18 protein-coding genes and 3 pseudogenes are annotated in these 23,581 nt (G+C 59.9%); 10 read left to right on the top strand and 11 right to left on the bottom strand.

The genetic code is table 11. From position 1 onward, the window contains the following. The 6 genes from AC04SG_RS25130 to AC04SG_RS25105 form a co-directional block, all read right to left on the bottom strand. Positions 1 to 1,044, bottom strand: coding sequence for an aldo/keto reductase (locus tag AC04SG_RS25130; protein ID WP_488553231.1), 1,044 nt, complete (start codon positions 1,042 to 1,044; stop codon positions 1 to 3). Positions 1,045 to 1,105: 61 nt separating this feature from the next. Continuing rightward, positions 1,106 to 2,104, bottom strand: coding sequence for a substrate-binding domain-containing protein (locus tag AC04SG_RS25125; RefSeq protein ID WP_488553230.1), 999 nt, complete (start codon positions 2,102 to 2,104; stop codon positions 1,106 to 1,108). A gap of 92 nt (positions 2,105 to 2,196) precedes the next feature. Next, a complete protein-coding gene (locus tag AC04SG_RS25120; RefSeq protein ID WP_488553229.1) occupies positions 2,197 to 3,159 on the bottom strand; it encodes an ABC transporter permease in 963 nt (320 codons plus the stop codon). A gap of 38 nt (positions 3,160 to 3,197) precedes the next feature. After that, positions 3,198 to 4,730, bottom strand: a complete 1,533-nt coding sequence (locus tag AC04SG_RS25115) for a sugar ABC transporter ATP-binding protein (RefSeq protein WP_488553228.1) — start codon at positions 4,728 to 4,730, stop codon at positions 3,198 to 3,200. 68 nt (positions 4,731 to 4,798) lie between these two features. Continuing rightward, positions 4,799 to 5,686: a beta-keto acid cleavage family enzyme gene (locus AC04SG_RS25110; RefSeq protein WP_488553227.1), complete on the bottom strand. Its 888-nt coding sequence runs from the start codon at positions 5,684 to 5,686 to the stop codon at positions 4,799 to 4,801. A 9-nt stretch (positions 5,687 to 5,695) separates the two neighbouring features. Then, positions 5,696 to 7,048, bottom strand: a complete 1,353-nt coding sequence (locus AC04SG_RS25105) for a four-carbon acid sugar kinase family protein (RefSeq protein ID WP_488553226.1) — start codon at positions 7,046 to 7,048, stop codon at positions 5,696 to 5,698. Between the two features lie 147 nt (positions 7,049 to 7,195). On the opposite strand from AC04SG_RS25105, the gene AC04SG_RS25100 reads away from it, so the two are divergent. From AC04SG_RS25100 to AC04SG_RS25090, 3 genes are all read left to right on the top strand, one after another. Further along, positions 7,196 to 8,017 (top strand): SDR family NAD(P)-dependent oxidoreductase, encoded by an 822-nt coding sequence (locus tag AC04SG_RS25100; protein WP_488553225.1) that lies wholly within the window; start codon positions 7,196 to 7,198, stop codon positions 8,015 to 8,017. Positions 8,018 to 8,093: 76 nt separating this feature from the next. Beyond that, on the top strand, positions 8,094 to 8,795 hold the full coding sequence (locus tag AC04SG_RS25095; protein ID WP_488553224.1) for a FadR/GntR family transcriptional regulator: 702 nt from the start codon (positions 8,094 to 8,096) through the stop codon (positions 8,793 to 8,795). Between the two features lie 358 nt (positions 8,796 to 9,153). Beyond that, positions 9,154 to 9,621, top strand: coding sequence for a Ros/MucR family transcriptional regulator (locus AC04SG_RS25090; RefSeq protein WP_488553223.1), 468 nt, complete (start codon positions 9,154 to 9,156; stop codon positions 9,619 to 9,621). A 188-nt stretch (positions 9,622 to 9,809) separates the two neighbouring features. Here the strand turns inward: AC04SG_RS25090 and AC04SG_RS25085 are convergent. Then, positions 9,810 to 9,978 (bottom strand): annotated as a pseudogene (locus tag AC04SG_RS25085) (cold-shock protein). Between the two features lie 208 nt (positions 9,979 to 10,186). Between AC04SG_RS25085 and AC04SG_RS25080 the strand changes: the two are divergent. Continuing rightward, positions 10,187 to 11,662 carry an NAD-dependent succinate-semialdehyde dehydrogenase gene (locus tag AC04SG_RS25080; protein ID WP_488553307.1) on the top strand — a complete coding sequence of 492 codons (1,476 nt, stop codon included), beginning with the start codon at positions 10,187 to 10,189 and terminating at the stop codon, positions 11,660 to 11,662. 192 nt (positions 11,663 to 11,854) lie between these two features. Here the strand turns inward: AC04SG_RS25080 and AC04SG_RS25075 are convergent, their stop codons facing one another. Then, positions 11,855 to 12,103 carry a DUF982 domain-containing protein gene (locus AC04SG_RS25075; RefSeq protein WP_488553222.1) on the bottom strand — a complete coding sequence of 83 codons (249 nt, stop codon included), beginning with the start codon at positions 12,101 to 12,103 and terminating at the stop codon, positions 11,855 to 11,857. A gap of 951 nt (positions 12,104 to 13,054) precedes the next feature. Here AC04SG_RS25075 and AC04SG_RS25070 point away from each other — a divergent pair. After that, entirely contained in the window at positions 13,055 to 14,704 is a 1,650-nt protein-coding gene (locus AC04SG_RS25070) for an MFS transporter (RefSeq protein ID WP_488553221.1), read from the top strand. 485 nt (positions 14,705 to 15,189) lie between these two features. Here AC04SG_RS25070 and nopM read toward each other — a convergent pair whose 3' ends face one another. From nopM to AC04SG_RS25055, 3 genes and pseudogenes are all read right to left on the bottom strand, one after another. Then, a complete protein-coding gene (gene nopM, locus AC04SG_RS25065; RefSeq protein ID WP_488553220.1) occupies positions 15,190 to 16,932 on the bottom strand; it encodes a T3SS effector NEL-type E3 ubiquitin ligase NopM in 1,743 nt (580 codons plus the stop codon). A gap of 341 nt (positions 16,933 to 17,273) precedes the next feature. Next, the gene (locus AC04SG_RS25060; RefSeq protein WP_488500047.1) at positions 17,274 to 17,720 is read right to left on the bottom strand and encodes a VirK family protein; all 447 of its coding nucleotides are present in this window, start codon (positions 17,718 to 17,720) and stop codon (positions 17,274 to 17,276) included. A gap of 381 nt (positions 17,721 to 18,101) precedes the next feature. After that, positions 18,102 to 18,241: pseudogene (locus tag AC04SG_RS25055) on the bottom strand (aldehyde dehydrogenase family protein); the annotation flags it as partial. A gap of 502 nt (positions 18,242 to 18,743) precedes the next feature. Between AC04SG_RS25055 and AC04SG_RS25050 the strand changes: the two are divergent. The 5 genes and pseudogenes from AC04SG_RS25050 to AC04SG_RS25030 all read left to right on the top strand — a co-directional run. Then, positions 18,744 to 18,945: pseudogene (locus AC04SG_RS25050) on the top strand (transposase domain-containing protein); the annotation flags it as partial. A gap of 317 nt (positions 18,946 to 19,262) precedes the next feature. Further along, positions 19,263 to 19,436: a hypothetical protein gene (locus AC04SG_RS25045; RefSeq protein ID WP_488553219.1), complete on the top strand. Its 174-nt coding sequence runs from the start codon at positions 19,263 to 19,265 to the stop codon at positions 19,434 to 19,436. Positions 19,437 to 20,150: 714 nt separating this feature from the next. Continuing rightward, positions 20,151 to 21,080: an ABC transporter permease gene (locus AC04SG_RS25040; RefSeq protein ID WP_488553218.1), complete on the top strand. Its 930-nt coding sequence runs from the start codon at positions 20,151 to 20,153 to the stop codon at positions 21,078 to 21,080. Further along, the gene (locus AC04SG_RS25035; RefSeq protein ID WP_488553217.1) at positions 21,073 to 22,200 is read left to right on the top strand and encodes an ABC transporter permease; all 1,128 of its coding nucleotides are present in this window, start codon (positions 21,073 to 21,075) and stop codon (positions 22,198 to 22,200) included. The genes AC04SG_RS25040 and AC04SG_RS25035 overlap by 8 nt, the downstream gene beginning before the upstream one ends. 17 nt (positions 22,201 to 22,217) lie before the next feature. Beyond that, positions 22,218 to 23,581 (top strand): ABC transporter ATP-binding protein (locus AC04SG_RS25030; protein ID WP_488553216.1); only part of this gene is annotated, 1,364 nt, incomplete at its 3' end.

Genomic DNA, 23,581 nt, shown 5'->3' with positions numbered 1-23,581 from the left:
TTACGCCGCAGGCACTGGGGCGGCCGCGGGAATGAGACCCGACGATTTGAGGTCATCCCAAAATGCCGTTGGGATTGGCGTGGAAATCGCGGCGACGTTCGCCGCCACATGTTCCGGCGTCAAAGCGCCCTGGACGACCGCAGTCACTGCGGGATGCGCGTAGACGAATTGCGTCGCCGCGGTCGGAAGGGATACGCCGTGGCGTTCGCACACCGCCTCAAGTGCCTCGACCTTGCGAACAATCGCCTCGGGTGCGGGCTGGCAGTCGTAGGTCCGGGTCGTCGTCCTTGACTTGCTGCCCTCGGCCAGGATGCCTGAATTGTAAATGCCGGCGGCGATAATGCCGATACCTCGGCGCTGCATTTCCGGGTAGAAATGGTCGAGGGCGCCATGGTTCAGGAGGGTGTACCGTCCAGCGACCATCGAGCAGTCCAGATCGAACTCCTCGGCTACCTGCAGGACAGACGCCGTTTCGTTGACGCCGAGGCCGACGGCTTTGACAGACCCCGTGCGGCGCAGCTCGTCGCAAGCCTTGTAGCCGCTGGCCCTCAAGGCAGAGAGATGCGTGTCATATGACTCGCGATGCCATTCACCGCTCACGTCATGGAGATACAGGATGTCGATGTGGTCCATGCCCAGGCGTTGCTGGCTGTCTTCAAAAGCGCGCATGATGCCGTCGTACGAATAGTCGTATTCGTCGACGAACGGCAGCGACTTCACCCAATCGATGCCATAAAGACTTTCGGCGCGCTTGGCTCGGCTCTCAGGCTTGAGGATACGCCCCGCCTTGGTGCTGACGACCACCTTCCCGACAAGATCGTTGTTCCGAAGCACATGGCCGAGCGAGTGCTCGGACTTGCCAAGACCGTAGAGCGGCGCGGTGTCGAAGTAGCGGACCCCGAGTTCATAGGCCTTGAGGACGACCGCTTCGAAAGTTTGAAAGGTCACGTCGACGTTGCAGCCTCCGAGCGGTGAAGTCCCCAGCCCAAGGGAGGTCAGCGTCACATGGGTCTTTCCGAGTTTTCTTTCTTGCATGGTGCTCATCCTTGATTTCGGAACAGGTCATGCGGACGGCCCAGGGGCCGTCCGCAGTCAAGCCTTCTGATTACATGTACTTCTCGACATTTGTGGAATCGAGGATCAGCCACGGCACGACGTAGTCCTTCTCTTTGCCGTCCTTCCATTCCATCAGAGAGCCCCAGATTTCTGCCTGCGGCTTGTAGCTGTCGCCCTTGATCGCATGCAGAGCGAGATCGACGGCACCCTGGCCCTCGGCACGCGCATACTTGTAGAGGGAGACCGCCAGTTCGCCCTTCTTCACCGCGCGCTTGGCGTCGGGAATTCCGTCGATCGACAAGACCGGAACGGTCTTGAGATCGATGCCGGCGCTCTTCATCGCCACGATCGCACCCAGCGCCATCTCGTCGTTTTCGGCAAGCACGCCGTTGATCTGGCCGGGATGAGCCAGCAGCCAGTTCTCCATAAGGGCCTGGCCTTCGGCACGGCTCCAGTTGCCCGTCTTGGCCTCGATGAGCTTCAAATTCGGGAACTTCGCGAGCCCGGCGTCGACGCCAGCGCGGCGCTCGATCTGAGCGGACTGGCCGATCGGACCTTCCATGAGAACGACGTTGCCGCCCTTAGGGAGCCGCTTGCCGAGTTCCTCGGCGATGATGCGGCCGCCCTCGGTGTCGTTGACGATGATGGACGCGGTGTAATTCGTTGACTTCGTCTTGAGCGCCGAGACAATCAGCGGGATTTTGGCCTGCGCCGCCTTGTCGATCGGCGGAGCCGACGCCTGGAGGTCGAACGGTGCCATGATGATGGCGTTGAACTGCTGGGTGATCGCGGTATCGATCTGGTTAGCCTGGGTCAGCGGGTCATATTTGCCGTCGAAAACCGTGATCTCGACCATGCCGGACTTGACGGCCGGGTGGTTCTGGATTTCCGTCGACCAAGCCTTCATGTATTCACCGGACTCGCCGAACGATAACGCAGCGATCCGAATTTTGTCCTCCGCCAACGCCATCTGTGTTCCGGCCAGCATGGCCACGCCGATTGCCATTCCCACGCCTGCCTTGAGCAGGTTCCTCCGAGACATCTGCATTTCAAACTCTCCTCTGGTTGAAGCCGCCCGAGCGCATGCTTGTGCGATCGGGCATTGTCGCCGACCTGTCGGCGGCAATTCCTGAAATTGCGTCATTTGCGGATTTGATCGGCGATGACCGCGACCACGATGATGGTGCCCTTGAGCACTTGCTGGTAGTAGGAAGACACTCCCATCAGGTCCATGCCGTTGTTGATGGTGCCAATAATCAGCGCTCCAATGAGCGTGCCGAGCAGCGAACCGCGACCGCCGGCAAGGCTGGTCCCTCCAATGACGACGGCGGCGATTGCGTCGAGCTCGTAGCCCATGCCGGCCTGCGGCAGGGCTGCGGTTGTCCTGGCTGAGAGAACGATCCCAGCCAGGCCCGCCAGAAGCCCGGAGATGACGTAGGTCGAGCCGACCACGATCTTCGTCGAGACGCCGCTCGTACGTGCCGCCTTCTCGTTGCCACCGACTGCATAGACATAACGTCCGAAGGTCGTGTAGTTCAGGACGGTCCATCCAATCAGAAAGACGAGCAGCAGGACCAGGATCGGAACCGGCACGTACATGATTTGGCCGCCGCCGATCCATGTGAAGGGGTCCGATAGATTCGGAATCGGTCGGCCATCCGAGAAGATCAGGGTTAATCCGCGGGCGGCACTAAGCATGCCGAGGGTTACAACGAACGGCGGAACCTTGATCGCAGCGACGAGCACTCCGTTGACCAGCCCAAGGACGGCGCCGACGGCAAGCCCCGCCAGGATGCCCCAAAGCACGAAGTGCTCGTTCGTGTCGGTGACCAGGCTGGCGGCGATCATTCCGGCCAGCGCCATGACGGATCCCACCGACAGGTCTATGCCCTTGGTGAGGATCACGAAGGTGACGCCAATAGCCAGAATGCCATTAATGGACGACTGCCGGACAAGATTGAGCCAGTTCGGCCACGTCAGGAAATATTGGCTGGCGAATGAGAAGAACGCCACGATCAGGAAGAACACCAGGACGATGCTGAACTGCCTGATCAGTTCTCCTGCCCGCATGCTTCCGGGCTTCGCCGCAGCGATTGTATTCATTGCTCAAATCCTCCCTTTGAGGAACCAGCAGCCATCGGTCAGCTCGCCAGGTCCATGAGCGTCTGTTGTGTTGCGTCGGCACCGTCGATGATGTTGACGAGCTGCCCCTGTTTGAAGATTGCGATCCGGTCGCTGAGCTGGATGATCTCGGGGGCCTCCGAGGAGACCACCAGGACGCCATTGCCCTTTGCGGCGAAATCCCGCAGGAACGCGTAGATCTCCTGCTTCGAGCCTTCGTCGATGCCGCGCGTAGGCTCATCGCAGATCAAGAGCCGCGGGTCGGTCAGCAGACAGCGTGCCAGAACGACTTTCTGTTGATTTCCACCAGACAAGGTCTCGACGGTGACGTCGGGCGACGCCGACTTGATGCGCTGTGAGTCGATCATGTCGCGCACGGCGCTTCGTTCCTTGTCGCCGCGGATGAAGCCGCTGACTGCCATGAGGGCGAGCGAGGAGAGCGTGATATTGTGGGCGATCGAGGACGAGAGGACGAGGCCGCTGTCTTTGCGGTCCTCCGTGACCATGGCCATCCCGCGCCTGATCGCTTCCTTGGGGCGGCCGGGTCTCACCTTGTCGCCGTTGAATATGACCTCTCCGCTCGTGGGAGAGTGAAGTCCGAAAATCGTTTCTAAGAACTCGGTCCGTCCTGAGCCAAGCAATCCATAGATGCCCACCACCTCGCCCGACGCGACTTCGAGGGAGATGCCGCGGAAGTGTGATCCGCGTGCCAAGTTCGACACCGAAAGGAGGATCGGAGCGTCTTCTAGAGGTTTACCCTTCTCGACCAGCTTCACTTCGCGACCAACGATCTGTGTCACGAGGTGGCGACGATCGATGTCCTTGATGTTTCCCGTCGCGATGAACCGGCCGTCGCGGAAAACGGTGTATTCGTCCGCGATCTCGAAGATTTCGGTCAGCTTGTGGGAGACGTAGATGATTGCGGAACCGCGCGCGGTAATCTTGCGGAGCGCGTTGAACAGGACATGGACTTCATGTTCGCCGATTGCCGAGGTAGGCTCGTCCATGATGACAATGTGCGCGCGATAGCTCAGGGCCTTCGCGATCTCGACGAGCTGAATCTGCGCGAGGCTCAGTTCCCCCATCTTTGCGCGCGCGTTGACTTCGAAACCCAGTTCGTCGAGGAATGCCTGGGCGTCCCGCCGCATTTGAGCGAAGTTCACGAAGACCCCAAGTCGCTTAGGCTCACGACCAAGATAAAGGTTCTCGGCGACTGTCATCTCCGGAACCGGAGAAAGCTCCTGCGTGATGATCGCGATGCCATGGCGTAGCGCGTCCGCGGCGCTCTTGAAGTCGACCGGTTCGCCGTCGATTTGCACCGTACCGCCGTCACGGCGCAGCAGACCCATTGTTATGTTCAGAAACGTACTCTTGCCCGCACCGTTGCCGCCGCAGAGGGCGTGTACCGTGCCAGCTTTGAGTGTCAGCCTTCCGTCGACCAGCGCGGGGACGCCGTTGAACGACTTCTGGACTCCTTCGGCCTGGAGAAGAATGCGAGCCGTTGGCATCTGCCCGACTTCCAAGAGCTCCTGCTGTGCGTTCGCCTCAACCATGATATGACGTCATACCTTTGAAAAACTACAAATACGCCGCTGGCTGAGCGGCGCCATGTCGGATCGTTTTACTTACTGTCCAATCCCAGGATCGTCCGCGCCTCCGCGGGCGTGGCGGGCTCGCGTCCGACTCTTTGGGCGATCTCGACCGCTCGGGATATGACGTCCGCGTTCGTGGGCGTTCCAAGCTCGCGATACGGGTAGTCGCCGATGCCGATGGCCATATGGCCACCCAGTCGGCAAATCGCTGGCGCTATGTCCAGCAGGTTTCCCCCTAGGCAGTTCACCGTCCATTCGATAGGCCTGTCGTCGGGCAAAAACGCAAGGTGCGCCAGCAATCCGGCCTCTGTCGGCGGATGCCCGGTGATGTAGCGCCCTCCCGTCAGATGGAGCAGGAAGTAGGCCGGCCCCGCGACCAGACCTGCATTCATCAAGGCGATCGCCCGCCGCGTGAATCCGACCGACCACGTGACTAGCTTTGGCTTGACGCCAGTTTCTGCCAACCTGCGGGCATAATGCATCAGACTTTCGGTCGTGTTGAGATAGAGCCGCTCCGGATTTTCGAACGCGGCCCGCTCAGGATCCCAAAGCTCGAGGTTCGCCGATCCTGTATCGATCGGAGCAATGTCGGGCTTCGTCGCCGGATCCAGCGCCAGAGTGGCCACCGTATCAATACGCTTCTTGGCGTCCGAATCATTGGAGATGAAGCCAAGGGTTGGGAGGATGAGCAGATCGGTGGCCGATCTGACTTTGCGGATGATATCGCCATTGGCTTCGACGGTGTTCGTCGCCCCCCCATCCGGAGTTCTCGCGTGATAATGCAGGATCGCCGCACCTGCCTTGCGGGCCGCGACTGCGGCTTCCGCGATCTCATCGGCGGTGTACGGGATGTTGGGGTTGGATGTACGCGGCGCGTACTCGTTGACCCGCGCTTCGAAAATGATCTTCTGATGCATTTCTCTTCCCTACGCCGCGACCGAACCGATGGTGCCCCTCAGGGCGCGCATGAAGAAGTCGTCGGCGCCGATCTGTCCGCCCTTGAGCATGACTTCGAGCCCGTCGATTTCGGCGTCACCCGGCGCGTCAAGGCGGCAAACGTGGCAGTTCTGTACTTCGTCGAAAACCGCGATCTCAAGAGCTTCCGCACCGACCGTTCTGACGGCGTAGCTTGAGCTGTCCCCGCCGGAAAAGACGATCCGCGGCAGCGACACCGCGCGCCGCACCGTCCGGGCAATGGCGCAGTAGATCGCTCCAAGGCGCTCCGCCGGGACCTCGCTATCGACCACCCGGCCGGACTCTCCACGGGCGGTGTAGATGACGGTCGGGCGACCGCGGTGGAGTGCTTCAACGGCCTTCAAAGCTGCTTCGCGCGCAGCTGCGGCACCTTGCTCGCCTGAAGCGATCTTTGAGACGTCGAGATGAACCATCTTCCAGTCGGCAGCTTCCGCCGCAGCGATCTGGCGTCCAGTCTGAAGGGCGCAGCTGCCGGACAATACGAGCAGTTTCTCGACCCCGGGGATCTCGGTATTGACGGGCCTGGATCTGGACAGGAGTCCCAACCGAGCCCAGAGCGCGCCAAGCTGCTGGGCAAGGCCTTGAGCAGCAAGCGCGAAAATCGGGTGCGTCGAAGCCCTCGCCCACAACAAATCCGCCACCGCGGCCAGGTCGTCATTTTCGGCGCCGTCGAAAATGACTCCCGCTCCGTCCCGGAAAGACTCGAAGACCCATTCGTCCATCTTGGCGCGGTTGTGGATCATGGGAAGTGTGACGTTGACGAACTCCCTGTCCGTCTGCCCGGCCAGATGCATGCGAAGATCGGCCTCGTGCATCGGCGTTTTAGGATGGCGGCACATACTTGGATGACGGTCTAGCCGTTCAATCCTGTCTGCGAAGCGCGCGAAATGATTTCCGAAGCAGGTGTAGCGTCCGAAGTCGGGTGTGGCCGCGAGCACGGGAACGTCACGTTTTCCAAAGTGGATCGCGGCGCGGTCGAGCACGGCACCATAACTCCCGACCGTCGGCGACGAGTCGAAGGTCGAACAGATTTTGTATTGAATGAAGGCGCTGTTCAGCCTGGCTATGATCGAGAAGGCGCTGTCAAGTTCGGCGTCAAGCTCGACTCCCGACAGCGCCCGGGCGGTGCCGGCGAAACCGAGCACATCGTAACGTTGGGCATCGGCGGCAACCTTTTCCGTCGCGGGACGCGCCAAGTACAACTTGCCCTTGACGCCGTTCCGATGGAACTGCGCCAGATTCTCTGACGAACCTGTGAAATCATCGCCGTAAAACACGGCTTTTAACTTCGCAGTTGAAGGCACGCTACTCTCCCACACTCCCGGTCGAGGAAACCTACCTCCTCACCCCGACCGAAGCTCCACTCTTGACAAGACTCATAGAAGGAGCCCATAACTCTGTCAAGGTCATACCTCATACCTTATACCTTATTCTTCCAAGGAGGACTGCAGATGAGACTTTCGGACCGCACCGCCGTGGTGACTGGCGCAGGACGGGGGATCGGGCTCGCGGTAGCGGAAGCTTATGTTCGCGAAGGGGCGAATGTGGTCATCGTCGATCGTGATGCGAACGTGGCAGACGAAGCTGCGGCGCGCCTAGGCGAAAAGGCGTTGGCGGTTCGTGCCGACATTTCTGTCGACGAGGATGTCGCCGCTATGGTGGAGAAAACAATCGAACGGTTTGGCACCGTCGACATCTTGGTCAACAACGCGGGCGTAGGTGCAACCACGTTGTTCCTCGAGAGCACGAGAGAAGAATTCGAACGCGTCGTTCGGATCAACTTGACTGGGACCTTCCTCGTAGCGCAGGCGTTTGCACGGATCATGGCGGCCAAGGGATATGGGAAGATCATCAATATCGCCTCTCTGTCCGGCCAGAAGGGAGGCGTCGGGCGCTCCGCATATGGTGCCTCGAAAGCCGGCGTCGAGCTCCTCACCAAGGTCATGGCGGTCGAGCTTGCCGAATCGGGGATCACCGTCAACAACATCGCGCCCGGCCCCATCCTCACAGAGGTATCCAAAGCTATGCACACGGTCGAAACCCGGGAGGCGTATCATCGGCTCGTCCCGCAGCGCCGCTATGGCGAACCGTCGGAAATCGCGGACGCGGCAGTGTTCTTGGCGAGCGATGAGGCGGCCTACGTTACCGGGCACACGCTCAATGTCGACGGCGGCTTCCTTGCTGCGGGTTTGATGTTCCCGTTCGATCCGAAGGCCTCCAAGCGACTGGGACAAATCAGCGAAAAAATTCCGATACCCGCTGGCCGACCATAGTCGGGTGTTTGTCGCAAAAGGCGAAACGCGGTATGACCTCGTACCTTCCTCATTTATGACCGGAGCGTGACTAGGAATGCTGTCTGTTGATCCAAAGAAAATCCCAAGCAGGTTGGACATTGCACTCGACTACATCACAGGCGAAATCGCTAATGGAAACCTCGGTCCCGGCGACAAACTTCCGAACGAAAAGGAGCTGGCCCAGAAGCTGGGAATAAGCCGGACACCAATTAGAGAGGCGATCAAGACGCTCGCAGTATCGGGGATCGTAGATACCAGGCACGGATTCGGCAATTACATCCGCAAGGACGAAGGTCTCCCGGCAATGCCGCTGGCTATGTTCAAGCTCTACCTCCAGAGTTCGACCCCCGAAATGCTGATGGAACTGCGATACATCTTCGACCGCAACTGCTCGGAACTCGCTGCGATGAGGCGCACGGACGAGGACCTTACTGTCATGAGAGAGTGCATCGACCGCTTGAAGAGACTGTCGGACGACGCGAATTCGCCAATCGAGGAACTCCTCAAGGCCGACCTCGATTTCCATCGCGCTATCTACAAGGCAGCTCGCAACCCGCTGATCGTGGTGATCGCCGACTTCGTTCTGAAAATGGTCGCACCGTGGGTCCAGAAGTCGCTTGAGGTAAGCGGCAAGTGGCGCGCGGTCGGACTTCATGAGCGCATGTACGAAATGATTCGCGACAGGAAGACGGGTGACCTCAGCCGCGAAAGCGTTGAAGAGAACATGGAGCATTTCCGCATGTCATTGTTGAAATGACGTGTTCCCTACGAGCTGATCCGGATATCAGTCTAGGTCAGGAGAGGTGTGCCTTTTTCCGCAATTGTCCCTTTGGTTAAAGATCAAGTGCATGCTTTGGACGATGATGCGCTCGCCACTCAGGGACGGCTGCTGCGCTTCCTCTTCTTTACTACCAAGCGCACGTTTCGGTCTCATCGGCTTGTCGGTGTAAACGCGGCCGGATCAATACGCGCAAGACGGCGGAATTGGCCGCTATTGACCGCAGTGCAGGACCCACATCGCAATAGTCTTGCCGAGCCTTTATTGCTTTTAGCGGCAACCAGCCCTATGCACCGACACTTCCTCGACTGTCTTTCATACCACCCCGGAGAGTTTCATGACAGAAGAAGCCGACAACACCTTCGAGGTCCTCATCGGACTCACCGCAGATGTCGTCTCAGCCTATGTTTCCAACAATCCGGTCCCGGTCAGTGAGCTCCCTGCCCTGATCAGTCAGGTACATGCGGCACTCAAAGGCAGAGCCGGCGCCAGTGGTTCCGCGGAAGAACCGGAGGTTCTCAAGCCTGCCGTATCGATCAGGAAGTCCGTGACGCAGGAGTACATCATCTGCCTTGAGGACGGCAAGAAGTTCAAATCACTCAAGCGCCATTTGTCGACTTGCTATGGACTGACGCCGGACGAATATCGCGCCAAATGGGCTCTGCCGGCGGATTATCCCATGGTCGCGCCGAACTATGCCGCCGCGCGCTCGGCATTGGCCAAGACGATGGCGCTCGGCCGCAAACCGGCAGAACAGGAACAGTCGGCACCGGCGAAGCGGGCCCGCAAGAACGTCGCAGCTTGATTTCCAGCAATCGAGCATTGTTCTGCGGCGCACAGCTGCCATTGGCATGATCTGAATCTGTCGAAATATGAAAAGGTGGGCTTAATATCCCGCCTTCCCTTTCAACCGCTTGGCTTCACGCGGGCTTGTAGCAGTCTGCTCAAGCCGCCCGGTCGAGCTCTGTTCTCGTCTGCTCTTCTCATGCGGCGTCAGACCACCGTGATTTCATAGTTGATTTTCTGACCATCAGCGAGGGTGGAAAGCCCCGCTCGTTCAACGGCGGAAATGTGGACGAAAACATCTTGAACCGCCATTGTCGGGCTGGATAAACCCAAATCCCTTGGTGGTGTTGAACCACTTCACCGTTCCAGTCGCCACTTGCGTTTTCCTTAGTAACCATCGCTATGTGGGCAGGCCGTCTGATCAGTCCCGATTTCGGAAGCTGTCCGTCGGCCTTCCCCGCGGCAGCTTTAACCGGACCAAGGGACGCCCGACTTTTCGTGGGAGCTGGTCCTATGCAAAAGCCACAGGTGCGCTGTAGATGTCCACCGGGCCGGACAGGCCAAGAGCCTATGGGGAATCGACATTGCCGCTTTACCCGCCTTTGATCCGCCACCTCAAATCTCCTGACTTATTTGGCAGCCTTGACTGCCTGCCGGCGCTGGCTAAACCAGTCAGTGAGCGCACATTTGTGGTCTTCAACCCATCGACGGGCAAACTGCTGGCAGAGCTACCCGATATGGGCGCCCAAGAGACCAGCGTTGCGGTCGCCAAAGCCTATAGCGCGCAACCCGAATGGGCGGCATTGACGGCCCGTGAACGCAGCGACGTTCTGTGGCGCTGGCATCAGTTGATTATCGACCACGCCGATGACCTTGCTGCGATTTTGACGGCGGAGATGGGTAAGCCCCTGACTGAGGCAAAATCAGAAGTGGCGCATGCGGCGGCCTACCTTCAATGGTATGCTGAAGAGGCCAACCGAATCTATGGCGAGACGATCTCGGCGCCATCGACGGATCGCCGCTTGCTGGTGATCAAGCAGCCGATCGGCGTCGTCGGCACGATCACGCCATGGAATTTCCCGGCGTCCATGGTGGCGCGCAAGATCTCGCCTGCCTTGGCAGCAGGCTGCACGATAGTACTGAAACCCGCAGAACAGACGCCGCTCGTGGCGGGTGCAATGTTTGTCCTTGCGCATCAGGCTGGCTTTCCCGAAGGCGTGGTCAACCTGATCTACGCGTCTGAGGGCGACGCCGTCGGACGCGAACTCTGCACAAACCCCAGGGTGCGCAAGATCAGCTTCACAGGCTCGACCGAGGTTGGACGGCTGCTCATGCGCCAATGCTCGGACCAGATCAAGAAGGTCAGCCTCGAACTCGGTGGCAACGCGCCTTTCATCGTCTTCGACGATGCCAACCTCGATGCGGCGGTCGACGGTGCGATCCAAGCCAAGTTCCGCAACGCCGGCCAGACCTGCGTTTCCGCGAACCGCCTTTACGTTCAATCGCGCGTTCACGATGAATTTGTCGACAAATTCGTGGAGCGGGTTCGCCAGCTTCAGGTTGGTGACGGCTTCGATCCTGGTGTCGCCGTCGGCCCGCTGATCGACCGGCATGCGCTGACCAAGATAGAATCGCATATCGCCGATGCCGTCGCAAAAGGCGGTGCAATTCGCTGCGGGGGCGCACGCATTGGGAAGGAGGGTACATTCTTCCAACCGACAGTCCTCACCGAAGTTTCCAGCGAGATGACGATTGCGCAGGAAGAGACATTCGGACCGCTGGCCCCGATCATCCGCTTCGACGATGCGGATCAGGTCGTGCACGAAGCAAATGACACGATCTATGGCCTCGCCGCCTACTTCTATGCCTCGAACCTACAGCGTGTCTGGCGCGTGGCCGAGGCCTTGGAATATGGCATGGTGGGCATCAACACCGGACGCATGTCATCGGAAGCGGCCCCCTTCGGCGGGGTGAAGCAGTCTGGCATCGGCCGGGAGGGTTCGCGCCATGGGCTTGAGGACTACCTAGAAATGAAATACCTCTGCATGGGTTCTATCTGAAGAGGAGCGGCTTCTCCGGACCCCACTGGAAGCGTTCGTCACCTGAGGTGAGTTTCGCGCCGACGTCCGCCGTTTTGCAGCAATCGGGGCAAGGTGGTGAGCCGACCCGGTCCAGCCATCTCCACGATCGCCATGATGATTGCAGCTGTCCTGGCGATGGTCAGTCAGCAATTCCCGAGCCTCTCCGATTTATTAATCGCTGCGCAGAATCTTTGCTTCGAGCGCGGCTGCCACGAAAGCTCTTCGAGCAATTGCCGGGTAAGCCTCACCGCGCAATACCTGCAGACAGGCATCCATCGCGGCCTTGCGTTTCACGGTCTGACGTTGAAGATCACGCAGCAAGATACCGGCCGCGTCATTGACCTCGAACACGATCCGCTCCGAGCCGTGGTGGCCAAGCTGAACAACGACTGGCCTCTCAAATCTGCTCAAGCCGGTCATCTCCGCTCCTGCGGGGCAACAGACCCTTGGTAGCACTCTTTGCCCAACCGAACGGTTCGGCTGGTCGCCGAGACCGGCCGCTCGCGATCAATGTGCGGTTCTGATGGGTGGGAGGACTGCGCCGCCAATGTCGAGACCTGCTTCTGTGTTTGGCTACCGCTGGAATGCCGACACAGTGCCATCCTCAGCGTCCCCCATGCCAGCCACCACTATACCGTGACTTTTCCACTGCCGATTTGCAGGCAGCCAGTCATTGCATGGCGGAAATCGCATCTTCCAATATGGCTGCCCGTTTTGCAAAGCCGAAAAAGTCATGGCGCGCCCCGCTTATAGGCTTTCGCCCGCCATATGCGTCATAGCAGGCCCTAAGGGTAGTCGGTCCCTGCGGTCTTCGGGCCATTCATTGAGAAAATCGATAGCGTCCGCAAGGCTGGCAATCGTCCTGCATAATGTAGATTTGACGCTTCACGAAGACCGGGCTGCTGAAAGCCTCAGGATTCATTCGCTCCTGCCGACTTACTGAACGACTGGTCTGCGTGAGCAGGCGCTTCCTCGCACCCGCCGACGATTGCACAATGCTGTCAGGGCAACGACGGTTCAAGAGGAAATCTGCTGCTTCGGCAGACCAGCAGGACGATGCCACCGCTCCTGGAGAGCTCTAACAAGGAAGCGATGGTAGATCTCGACCGCCCGACCGCGTTTCAGAAGCACCGGCGGTCAGCATGGCGCGGATTTTCGAGCACCAGGCGACGATGTGACAGGGACCAGAAACCATGAAAGGGCGTTGGTGGCAATTCCAGATGAAGCAATCGCTTGCGCCAGAGTGCCAGCGGCAAAGAAATATCTTGCGCTGCGCCGACAAAATGCGCTCATGGTGCCATTCCTCCATGGGCAATGTGGGCCGGGAGGGCACTTCTAACGCGACCGATAGACCGAGGAAGGCTCGACCCAATGAGCAGGGTGGCGCGTGAAAATGCGAGTCCAGCTTCGTCGGCGACATTTGCGCCGCTCGAAAATGCAACCTTTCGTTCGATCTGGCTTGCCACGCAGGTCGCCAGCCTTGGCTGGCTGGTTCAAACTGTCGCCATCAGTTGGCTGATGGCGACCATCTCGACTTCGGACGTCATGGTCGCCTTGGTTCAGGCTTCGACCACACTGCCCGTGTTCGTCCTGTCGATCATCGCCGGGGCCCTGGCGGATAATTACAGCCGGCGCAATCTTATGTTCGCCGGCTGGTGCGCTATAGCGTTATCCTCTGCGATGCTGACTGTTCTTGCGGCGCTGGGGATTTTCAATCCATGGATGGTTCTCGCATTCAGCTGTTTGGCCGGAGCAGGCGCCGCCTTCACCGATCCTGCCTGGCACGCGTCGGTCGGGGATATTCTGCGAAAACGCGAAGTCCCAGCCGCGGTCACGCTCATTTCGGTTGGCTATAACGCCGTTCGAAGCGTTGGCCCGGCCCTAGGTGGCGTAGTCGTCGCCTCCTTTGGACCACTGACAGCTTTCGCTGTGGCGACACTGACCTATGTAGCGCTGCTGTGGACCATAGGGCGCCGCACATGGGGTGTGCGCACTTCTCCTCTCCCGCGCGAGCCCTTGACCACTGCCATCCATGACGGAGCGCGCTTCACGGCCCTGTCTGCGGAGATCATGGCGGCTATCGCGCGCGGAGCCCTTTTTGGCCTGACCAGCATCTCCATGCTCGCGCTCCTGCCTCTCGTCGCCCGGGATCAACTAGGGGGAGGACCAATCGTTTATGGTGCCTTGATGGCTGGCTTCGGGACAGGTGCGTTATGCGTCGGCATTTGCAACAATGTCTTGAGGCGGTCTCTGTCCCAGGAGCGCCTAACGACACTGGCATGCATTGCCTGTGCGGCCTGTTGTCTATCCCTTGCTTTCACTTCCTCAGTGGTGGTGGCGGCTATTGCGCTGGCGCTCGGCGGCGCGGGCTGGGTCGTCACTTGGACGGGGCTCGACGTGAGTATCCAATTGTCAAGCCCAAGGTGGGTCGTTGGTCGCACGCTCTCGATCCATTATGCCCTGTCGTCTGGAGGTATCGCGGCCGGCAGTTGGGTGTGGGGCACAGTGGCTGAGAACCATTCGCTCACTTTGGCCCTGGAGGTTTCCGCTGGTGCGCTCGTAGTGGTCGCGGCCACCGGTTTCCTCATGCCGATCCGTCAATGGCAAGATTCTGATCAGGATCCTTTTGGCTTCGAAACGCCGCAGCTTGCCCTCGATCTGAAGCCGAGAAGCGGCCCGATCGTCGTCAAGACCGAGTACGCAATACCGGAGGCGAACGTCGAAGCTTTCCTGGACCGGATGCAGGAACGACGGCGAGTGCAGAGCCGCGTCGGAGCTCGGCAGTGGAACCTTCAGCGCGATCTTCAGGATCCATCGCTTTGGACAGAAACCTTTCGCACGCCGACCTGGATGGATTATCTGCGCCTGAATCATCGCCTGACGACTGCGGACAAGGTGTTGGATCAACATCTGCTCGAGTTGAGCATGGGAATTCCGCCCCATACCAAGCTTTCGATCGAACGACCAACCGGGGCAACCCGTAAGCGGGATCAATCGACACGATTTTTCTTCCGCCTGTGATCGCAGGGTTGGGCTCGTATGCTTGAGGGCGAGGCGACATGACCGTCTCTGGCTAGCCAAATCTAGGTGAAGCCGGCGTTCCGCAACCCTTGTGCGGCCGTGGCGCGGGTCCTCCCGGCTATGAAGCGCTGACGCTATGAACTGCAGTTTCAAGAAACAATCGCGGACGTCGAAGAAATGGCTCTCTCCAAGTGCTATCAGCGCAGCTGCCGGCTCAGCGAAGTGACGTGCCAGGTTTGCGCCCAGCAAGACTCTTCGAAAGCTCGGAGCGGTGTTTTCCAGCACGAGGCGAGAAACGTCTGGAACTAAAAAGGGCGCCGTTGGTGTGGACCGGCTCGATCGTTCCGGACGATCGTTGAAGTTCGCACATTTGCGGCGAGATCGAGCGGGATCTCGCATTGGAAATACCGAGGCGGCAGCGCTCGTAGCAACCGGTCTTCCATGTAGCAATGGCCTCAACTGCTTCCCCGCGGGCTTGGGAACCCTTATCGTTCGAGACCACGGTCGGCGAGCACCCGGTGCATGACCTCGCGTTTGATCTCGCCAGCGATTTCGTTTCGGACTTGGGCTCCGAGCACCCGCTCGGCATCCGGGTCGCCCAACAGACCATGCTCGGCCATTCGCTGATCTAAGCGGCTTTGAAACTCGTCGCCCATGGCTTCGACCAGCCGATCTTGCATGGCTTCATGTTCGTCGGGAGCGATGCGCCTTAGCACCGTCTCCCAAGGTTGCCAGCGGGTTGCCATGTAGTCGGTGAACTGGTTCGCTTCCCTTTCGCGGACCGAGTCCAGCGCCCGCGCCGCATCATCCTCACTTACGTGAGAGACCGCCAGGAAACGCATGTCAGGGGCGACGTGACTGAGCTCTAGCGGGTCGCGCAGCCGATGTTGATAGGCCAGGTAGATTTCGATGTCGTCCACGTTTGGGTGTTCGCTGACGAGTACGTTGATCCTGTCGCGCGCGATCTCGTCCAGCGCGTCCAAGCGGAACGCGACACGGCCGAGTTGGATCAGTTCACCAAGCCGGTTGTCATATACCCCGTCCTCGACGTCAGAATTGAGCCGAGCGGTCTGCATGCCGTTCCAGTGCAAGGTAACACGATCCTCGCAGGTCGCGTTGGCCTCGGAAGCTTGTGCAAAAAACTGCTCACGCAATCTCGGATTGGCCGCCGCCTGCCGCAAATCGTGAGCCACTGCCTGCCGAAATTCGTCATTACCGTAGTTCACAGTGCCTCGTAGCCGATCCAGGAACTGTGCGTAATCCTGGGCGCCTGGCTCATCCGCAAAGTGCTGCCATTCGGCCAGCGCCGACGTGTCCTCCGCGAGCCAGTGCGCGGCAGACTCATATAAGGATTGCTGCGCAGGCTGCGGCGCTTCAGCCGCCACCAGGTTAGCGAGGACGTCGTCCGGCAGCGGGTTATTCGAGATTTCGAGGTTCTCCAAATTCGGGTAGCTGAGACTAAGATGCGGCACGAGACCCTCAAGAAGATCCTCAGGCAGGCTGGTCAGCCGGTTGCCGCTAAGATTGAGCGATTGGAGCATGCTCGGAAGACGGTCGGGGAGGTTGGCCAATTGATTGCTGCTGACATCGAGTTCAATGAGCCCCGATGGGAGGGACTCGGGAAGGTTGGTCAGCTGATTGCCACTAACCGAGAGCGAGGTGAGCCTGCTGGGGAGAGCGTCTGGCAGACTACCTAATCTGTTGCCGTTTGCGTTCAGCATCTCGAGCCCAGCTGGAAGGTTGGCCGGCAGACTGGTCAAGCTGTTATCGGCCACCTCGAGCTGAGTGAGAGTCGCGGGAAGAGCGTCCGGCAAACTGGTCAATCGGTTGTGGCTAATGAAAAGACGCTGAAGACCAAGTGGAAGCCCAGTGGGCAGGTTGTTTAGCTCGTTGTGACTGGCGCGCAGTTCCAGCAACCTTGGCGGCAGGACGGCGGGCAAAGCTGTCAGGGAGAGGGAGGACAAATCTAACGAATGCGAGCCCGTATTGTCCGAAACCCTAATTCGTGCGCGCCCCTGTTGCCGATTTTCGGCATCGCCCTGCCCCTCTTCGACAACCCAGTTGTCCAGGATCTGCGCGCGCGCGGAGGTGGGGGTCCGATACCCCGTAAAGAATTCGACCCAATCCGCCACGGCTCGTCTTAAGCCGCCGCTGTAACCTTCCTGCTCGCCGTCTGCAGAAGGCGCCGAGGAAGAGCCTGCGCTCGACTGTGCCTGTCCTGTATTCATCAATACCTTCTCCGTCGTCAGACCAAAGTAGTACGCGCGCCGCTCCACAAGGCCGCGAAGCTGGTAGTTCCGCAGCGCATGACATTCGAGAGCATGTATTCGGCTGCGGCTCCCGACCCCAGATCGAGCCCCACGGTTTGCACGGATCTCGTTGTGGCAAATGGATCGAATGCGAGGTTTCCTGCCATTTCGTTGACCAGATCCGTCCGCAGGACCGTCAACATGGAAGCGCACTGCTTCTAATAGGCCGACCTGTTTCCGGCGAACTATTGCCGCATCAATCCTGATAACTTTACAGTGCCACCGCCGGTCTCAAGGCGCACCCGACATAGCCCCTGCGATCACTGTGGAGCGAAGAAACTCAACCCGCGACTGATCGCGCACTTGTAGGCCAAGCTTGTACCTTTTCTCTCATAGCTTGGCATGTTGAATACGACCATGGTGAATTCGGCGTGACCGTCCAACCGGATTCGGTAGCGAAGGAATTGAAGAATGGGCTTACCGTCAGGATCGATCGTAAAATGCTGATCCGCAAAAGCAAGGGTGCCGTCAGAAGTGATCCTGTAGGCATCTATCCGAATTCCTCCTCGCGTCTTGGTCGGCGGCGTATCGCCGGTCGCCGGAGTACACAAACTTAGATCGACAACAACATCCACTTGCTTGCCGCTAGTCAGCGCAAGCTCAATCTCGGGAAGGGTCTGTAATATATGACTGCCATTGGCAGCATTGGCAGCATTGGCAGTTGTAGCCATAATTATCCCGAACAGGGTTGGTAGCATAGATTTCATAGGCGATCCGATTTACAGTGATGTCGAGAACGAGGGCTCGCCGACGCTATTGCCAATGCCGATTTCCGCAATGACGATAGAAGCGATCTCGAGGCTCATAGATTGAAATTATTTACGACCAGGCCATCCTCACGTTGTAGTCACCGAGGCTCATTACTTGGGCAAGCTTTCGAGAAGCTGACGAGCCCCGCCGCGGCGCCCCGCCGTCGCTGCAGATTGCATGCGGTCTCTAACTTGGCCGTCCAACGGCGGAACAATTCATCACCTGCTCGGGGGCCGATCATGGCGCAGGTGCGGCGCATTGCTGCCGTCGCCGCTGGGAGCGGCAGCGCAGTTCTGCAGAAGGGGCGTCGGCTCCCTCAACCTTGTGTTCGGCGTCACATATGGGCCGGCCTGCACATAGAGCCGGTTGGCACAACAAACGCAGGGTTCGACCTGCGTTGCGATTCTTGGACCAGAATCGCAGTCTGGACAGCCGCGTCTATGTCGGCATCGTCGAACACGATGAACGGTGCATTTCCGCAAGTCCCATGCTGAGCTTCAGGACCTCCGGTGGCGCCCGGGCCATGAGCAGCTATCCTACTTGCGCTGATCAGGTGAATGTAAGCTCGCGTACCTTTTGGTTCTTTTGCGCAACCGGACAAACGGCGCAACGGCTGACGCTAGAGCTGGTTAGGAAACGCATGTTCCTCGACAGCGTCAACGTTCGTCTTGGTGCTCACGACCGAGTTGACCGACCACGGAAAAGGGGCAATAGGCGCCGCTGGCGCGACTGACCGGGAATTGACCAGCCTGAGGGCGATTTGCCCCTGCCCTTCCCACCCGGTGGCGCACGAACCTTATTTTGTGGCTAACTTCGCGCGCAGGAGGTCGACCGCCTTCTCCAGCGCTTCGCCGAACAACCAGCTCTGGACGTCGGCTATGGCGACAAACTCGGCCATGGTTTCAGGCTTGGCCTTCATGTTGAACTGGGGATTGCGGCCGGTACGGTGCCGCCGCCGTGCCCCGTTTCGCCGGAGGCGATCCTGCGACACCACAAATCGCCTGCAGGATCGTTCCGGGCGCGAGCTGAAGCCGATCGGCATGCGCCGGAGCCAGTATTTGAACAATCGGATCGCGAGCAGGAGCATCGGCGCATCAAGCGCTGGCGCGGCCGACGCTGGTTTTAAATCGACACGCCGCCGCGGTCACCCTGTCCGGTATCGAGGGTCCACACGTTGGCCGCGGCGCGTCCATCTCCCGTTCCTTTGGCAGGGGCGACCACACACGCCGCAGCCGCAACAACGAAAGGCACCCTAGGTCCCATCGTTCGAAAAGCCCGCTGCCGGGAGGAGGTGGCAGCGGGCTCGAGATGCAGCGCAAGACACGCCGCATTCCGCGTCGGCACCTCATTTGAGGGGGGGTAGATGCCCGACACCAGAATCTTAACGATCGGCGCGCTTATATTGCCATGCACAAATTATATACCGCAATGCGACAACGTTACTCGGGCTCCGTCGGATTTCCTCTACACCGCCTGGTCCCGGAGACGCGCATCTGACAATGCCGATCACTCACCGCCGCGCCATCGGGACCACGAATCTTCTGGAACGTCTGTTTGTCGAGGAGCGGCGGATCGGCAGCCGCCGCAAGAAACTCGATGCAAAGAAACGCCCGGAAAGCGCTGAAACGTCTTGTCGGGCGCAATTCCGGCGCCGAGACGGCAAGGCTTTATAATATCACAAGCCGACCGTGTCACGCATCGTCGCCGTCCCATTGCCAGACCGGGGAGCCATGAAAGCCGGATGTGGATGCCCCTTAGCCGGCAAGGGGTGGATTTGCAGTTTTGAGACGTGGGTCGCGAGCATCCATGTATCCGGCCTCTTGATGTAGCCACAGCTGCTGGCCTTGATCGGCATCCGCGGATCGGTCCCCAATCGATCATACGGGCTCGAAAGGCCCTGCGAGGCAGTCGGGTTTGCCTCGTTCCGAGGTCGATGACCTTTTTCCCATCACTTCAATCTCACACTCGCAAGCTATGAACGCTCAAGTTCGGGCCCGGTCAGGCGGTGGTTTGCCGGAGCGTTCGATCAGCGCAGCAAGCGACGCGGTCTGCATACTATTGCTGCGTCGGGCCTATCGCAGCACGGCATGCGTGCCAACGATCAGCAGCAACGCCCAGCGCATCCGTTTGTCTGGGCATATAAGTCAGATTTTTGTCAGGTTCGACGAGTATGTCCGCAACAATAGCGCGACCACTTCCGTGCCCGCCCGCTTGCCTGGCAGACACACACAGGAGAAAGACATGCCAAGGCGTTATCAAAGTAACCCACGCAACACCGCGACCATCAGCTACAAGGGCCATCATTCCTGCCGCAGATCATCGCTCATGCAGTCCGGCTCTACAGGGTTCCCTTGAGCCTGCGTTTGCTCGAGGAAATGCTGCCGGGAATGCGGAAGCGTGGTTTGCGGGTTTCGTCTGAGACAAACGCGGGTGGGCATGTATTCGTCATCGTGACGATGGCGTTCTTCCTGATACGCGTCGCACCAGGCGGTCCGTTCAATCAGGAGCGGGGCTTGAGCCCCGAGATCAGGGCCAATCTGGAAGCTCAGTTCGGCCTCGACGATCCGCTCTGGCTGCAATATGCCCACTATCTCGGCAATCTTTTGCGCGGCAATTTCGGGCCGAGCTACAATTTGCCTGACTTCACCGTCACCGAACTCTTCGCCAAGGGCTTGCCGATTTCGGTCCAGCTCGGCACCTCCGCGCTGATCCTGGCGCTTCTGCTCGGCTCGGTGCTCGGCACCATTGCCGCGCTCAACCAGAACAAGCTTGGCGACTACATGGTCATCGCGCTGGCGACAGCCGGCAGCACCATCCCCACCTTCGTCATCGCGCCGGTGATCCAGTTGGTGTTCGGATTGACCTGGAAGCTGTTGCCGATCGGCGGCTGGGGCGACGGCGCACTGATCAACAAGATCGGGCCGGTGCTGACGCTAGCTTTGCCGCAGATCGCTATTGTCGCCCGCCTGATGCGCGGCTCGATGATCGAGAGCTTGCGCTCGCATCATATCCGAACGGCGCGGGCGCTCGGCCTGTCGGACTGGTCGGTGGTGGTCAAGCACGCGCTGCGTGGCGCCATCCTGCCGATCGTGTCTTTCACCGGTCCGGCGGCCGCGGCGCTGCTCACCGGTTCGGTCATCGTCGAGACCATCTTCTCCATTCCCGGCGTCGGCCGCTATTTCGTCGATGCCGCGCTCAACCGCGACTACACGCTGGTGATGGGAACCGTGGTGGTGATCGCGCTCTTCACCATCGTCTTCAACCTGATCGTCGACGTCATGTATGCGGTCGTCGATCCGAGGGTGCGCTATGACTGATATCGCAGCCACCGCCGCTCCGCCGGCCGTCGTCGGCCGCTCGCTCTGGGGCGACGCATGGGCGCGGCTCAAGGCCAATCGCGCCGCCATGTTCAGCCTCTATTACCTTGCCTTCATCGGCGTCATCAGCGTGTTCGGCCCCTGGTTCGTACCGCATCAATACACCACCATCTATGCCGACTATGTGCGCACGCCGCCGAGCTTCAGCCCCTATCCACGGGCCGACATGATCGAGACGGCGCTTGACGAAGCGATCAAGCGCATGCGCGTCGACATCAAGGAATGGAAACAGGACGGCGATCGCGTCACCGTCACCGTCACCTCGACCAAACCGATCGATGAGCGCAACATCCGCTATCTCGACCGCTCCGATGCCTTCGACGATACCAAGATCGAGAGCAAATCGGCCGACGGGCTCGAATTGACGATGACCGCGTCGGTCAAACAGCAGTATTTCCTGTTCGGCACCGACAACACCGGCCGCGATCTGTTGTCGCGCACGCTGATGGCAGGGCGCATTTCGCTGGCCATCGGCCTGCTTGCCGGCGTTGTCGCCGTGGTCATCGGCGTCCTTTACGGGGCTGCGGCCGGCTTTTCCGGCGGCAAGATCGACGAGGTGATGATGCGCATCGTCGACGTGCTCTATTCGCTGCCGTTCATCTTCTTCGTCATCATGCTGGTGGTGTTCTTTGGCCGCAACTTCGTGCTGATGTTCCTAGCGGTGGGTGCGGTGCTGTGGCTCGACATGGCGCGCATCGTGCGCGGCCAGGCGTTGTCGATCCGCCGTCAGGAATATGTCCAGGCCGCCGAGGCCATGGGCGTAGGCCAGCGCGGCATCCTGCTCCGCCATGTCATTCCCAACCTGCTCGGACCCGTGGTGATCTACATGACGCTCTTGGTGCCGCAGGTTATCATCCTGGAAAGCTTCCTGTCTTTCCTCGGCCTTGGCGTGCAGGAGCCGATGACCAGCTGGGGCGTGCTGATCTCGGTCGGCGCCAAGAACATCGGCACCGCCAACTGGCTGCTTTTGTTCCCGGCCTTCTTCCTCGTTTCGACGCTGTTTGCGCTGAATTTCGTCGGCGACGGCCTGCGCGACGCGCTCGACCCGAGAGATCGATAAAGATGGGAACCGTTGATATGGCAACTCCCGAAACGATCCTCAGCGTCAAGGACCTTCGTGTCCGCTTCCGCACCCTCGACGGCGCCGTCGAAGCCGTCAAAGGCATCAACATTCACGTCAATGCCGGCGAGACCGTCGCCGTGGTCGGCGAATCCGGCTCCGGCAAGAGCCAGACGATGATGGCGGCGATGAGCCTGCTGGCGTCCAACGGCGAGGCGACGGGTCACGTCGACTATCGCGGCCGCAATCTTTTGACCATGACCAAGTCCGACCTCAACAAGGTCCGCGGCGCCAAGATCAGCATGATCTTCCAGGAGCCGATGACCTCGCTCGATCCGCTCTATTCGATCGGCAACCAGCTGATCGAACCGATCCGTAAGCATCGCGGGCTGAACGCGGCCGAGGCGCGCGAGGAGGCGCTCAAGCTGCTCAGGCTGGTGCATATTCCCGATCCCGAGCGGCGGATGAAATCCTATCCGCACGAAATGTCGGGCGGCCAGCGCCAGCGCGTCATGATCGCCATGGCACTGGCCAACGATCCCGATATTCTGATCGCCGACGAGCCGACGACGGCGCTCGACGTCACCATTCAGGCGCAGATCCTGACGCTCCTCGCCGAACTGCAGCGCAAGCTCGGCATGGCCATCGTCTTCATCACCCACGACCTCGGCATTGTCCGGCGCTTTGCCGACCGCGTCTATGTCATGCGCTATGGCGAGGTGGTCGAGGAGGGCGAGGCCGAAGCGCTTTTCGCCAACCCGCAGCATGCCTATACGAAAATGCTTCTGGCCGCCGAACCGACCGGCACCAAGGCACCGCCGCCGGCCAACGCGCCGGTGCTGCTCGAGGGCCGCAATGTCGAAGTGACGTTCAAGATCGGCGGCGGCTTCCTCGCCGGCGAACCGCTGCTTTTGCGCGCCGTCGACCACATTTCGATCCGGCTGAAGCGCAACCAGACCATCGGCATTGTCGGCGAATCCGGTTCGGGAAAATCGACGCTCGGCCGCGCTTTGCTCAGGCTGTTGCCGAGCGATGGCGTCATCCGCTTCGGCGACCGGGATATTTCCACCGCCGACCGCCAGGCGATGCGGCCGCTGCGGCGTGAGATGCAACTCGTCTTCCAGGATCCGTTCGGCTCGCTGTCACCGCGCATGACCGTCGGTCAGGTCATCACCGAAGGGCTTCTGGTGCATGAGCCGAACCTGTCAGGCAAGCAACGCGACCAGCGCGCCGTCGAGGCCTTGCTGGAGGTCGGCCTCGACCCCAATGCCCGCAACCGCTACCCGCACGAATTCTCAGGCGGCCAGCGCCAGCGCATTGCCATCGCCCGCGCCATGATCCTGAAGCCCAAACTGGTGGTGCTGGACGAGCCGACCTCGGC

Source organism: Mesorhizobium sp. CNPSo 4684, from assembly GCF_057784315.1.
The sequence above is the reverse complement of the archived record's forward strand: the minus strand, read 5'-3'. Positions and strand labels throughout refer to the sequence as shown.

Bases quoted from the DNA above. Each gene is read 5' to 3' on its own strand.
- AC04SG_RS25075 (WP_488553222.1), bottom strand. From the start codon at position 12,103: ATGACCGGCTTGAGCAGATTTGAGAGGCCAGTCGTTGTTCAGCTTGGC.
- AC04SG_RS25125 (WP_488553230.1), bottom strand. From the start codon at position 2,104: ATGCAGATGTCTCGGAGGAACCTGCTCAAGGCAGGCGTGGGAATGGCA.
- AC04SG_RS25095 (WP_488553224.1), top strand. From the start codon at position 8,094: ATGCTGTCTGTTGATCCAAAGAAAATCCCAAGCAGGTTGGACATTGCA.
- AC04SG_RS25100 (WP_488553225.1), top strand. From the start codon at position 7,196: ATGAGACTTTCGGACCGCACCGCCGTGGTGACTGGCGCAGGACGGGGG.
- AC04SG_RS25115 (WP_488553228.1), bottom strand. From the start codon at position 4,730: ATGGTTGAGGCGAACGCACAGCAGGAGCTCTTGGAAGTCGGGCAGATG.
- AC04SG_RS25120 (WP_488553229.1), bottom strand. From the start codon at position 3,159: ATGAATACAATCGCTGCGGCGAAGCCCGGAAGCATGCGGGCAGGAGAA.
- AC04SG_RS25060 (WP_488500047.1), bottom strand. From the start codon at position 17,720: ATGAAATCTATGCTACCAACCCTGTTCGGGATAATTATGGCTACAACT.
- AC04SG_RS25045 (WP_488553219.1), top strand. From the start codon at position 19,263: ATGCCGATCACTCACCGCCGCGCCATCGGGACCACGAATCTTCTGGAA.
- AC04SG_RS25110 (WP_488553227.1), bottom strand. From the start codon at position 5,686: ATGCATCAGAAGATCATTTTCGAAGCGCGGGTCAACGAGTACGCGCCG.
- AC04SG_RS25040 (WP_488553218.1), top strand. From the start codon at position 20,151: ATGCGGAAGCGTGGTTTGCGGGTTTCGTCTGAGACAAACGCGGGTGGG.
- nopM (WP_488553220.1), bottom strand. From the start codon at position 16,932: ATGAATACAGGACAGGCACAGTCGAGCGCAGGCTCTTCCTCGGCGCCT.
- AC04SG_RS25130 (WP_488553231.1), bottom strand. From the start codon at position 1,044: ATGAGCACCATGCAAGAAAGAAAACTCGGAAAGACCCATGTGACGCTG.
- AC04SG_RS25090 (WP_488553223.1), top strand. From the start codon at position 9,154: ATGACAGAAGAAGCCGACAACACCTTCGAGGTCCTCATCGGACTCACC.
- AC04SG_RS25070 (WP_488553221.1), top strand. From the start codon at position 13,055: ATGAGCAGGGTGGCGCGTGAAAATGCGAGTCCAGCTTCGTCGGCGACA.
- AC04SG_RS25035 (WP_488553217.1), top strand. From the start codon at position 21,073: ATGACTGATATCGCAGCCACCGCCGCTCCGCCGGCCGTCGTCGGCCGC.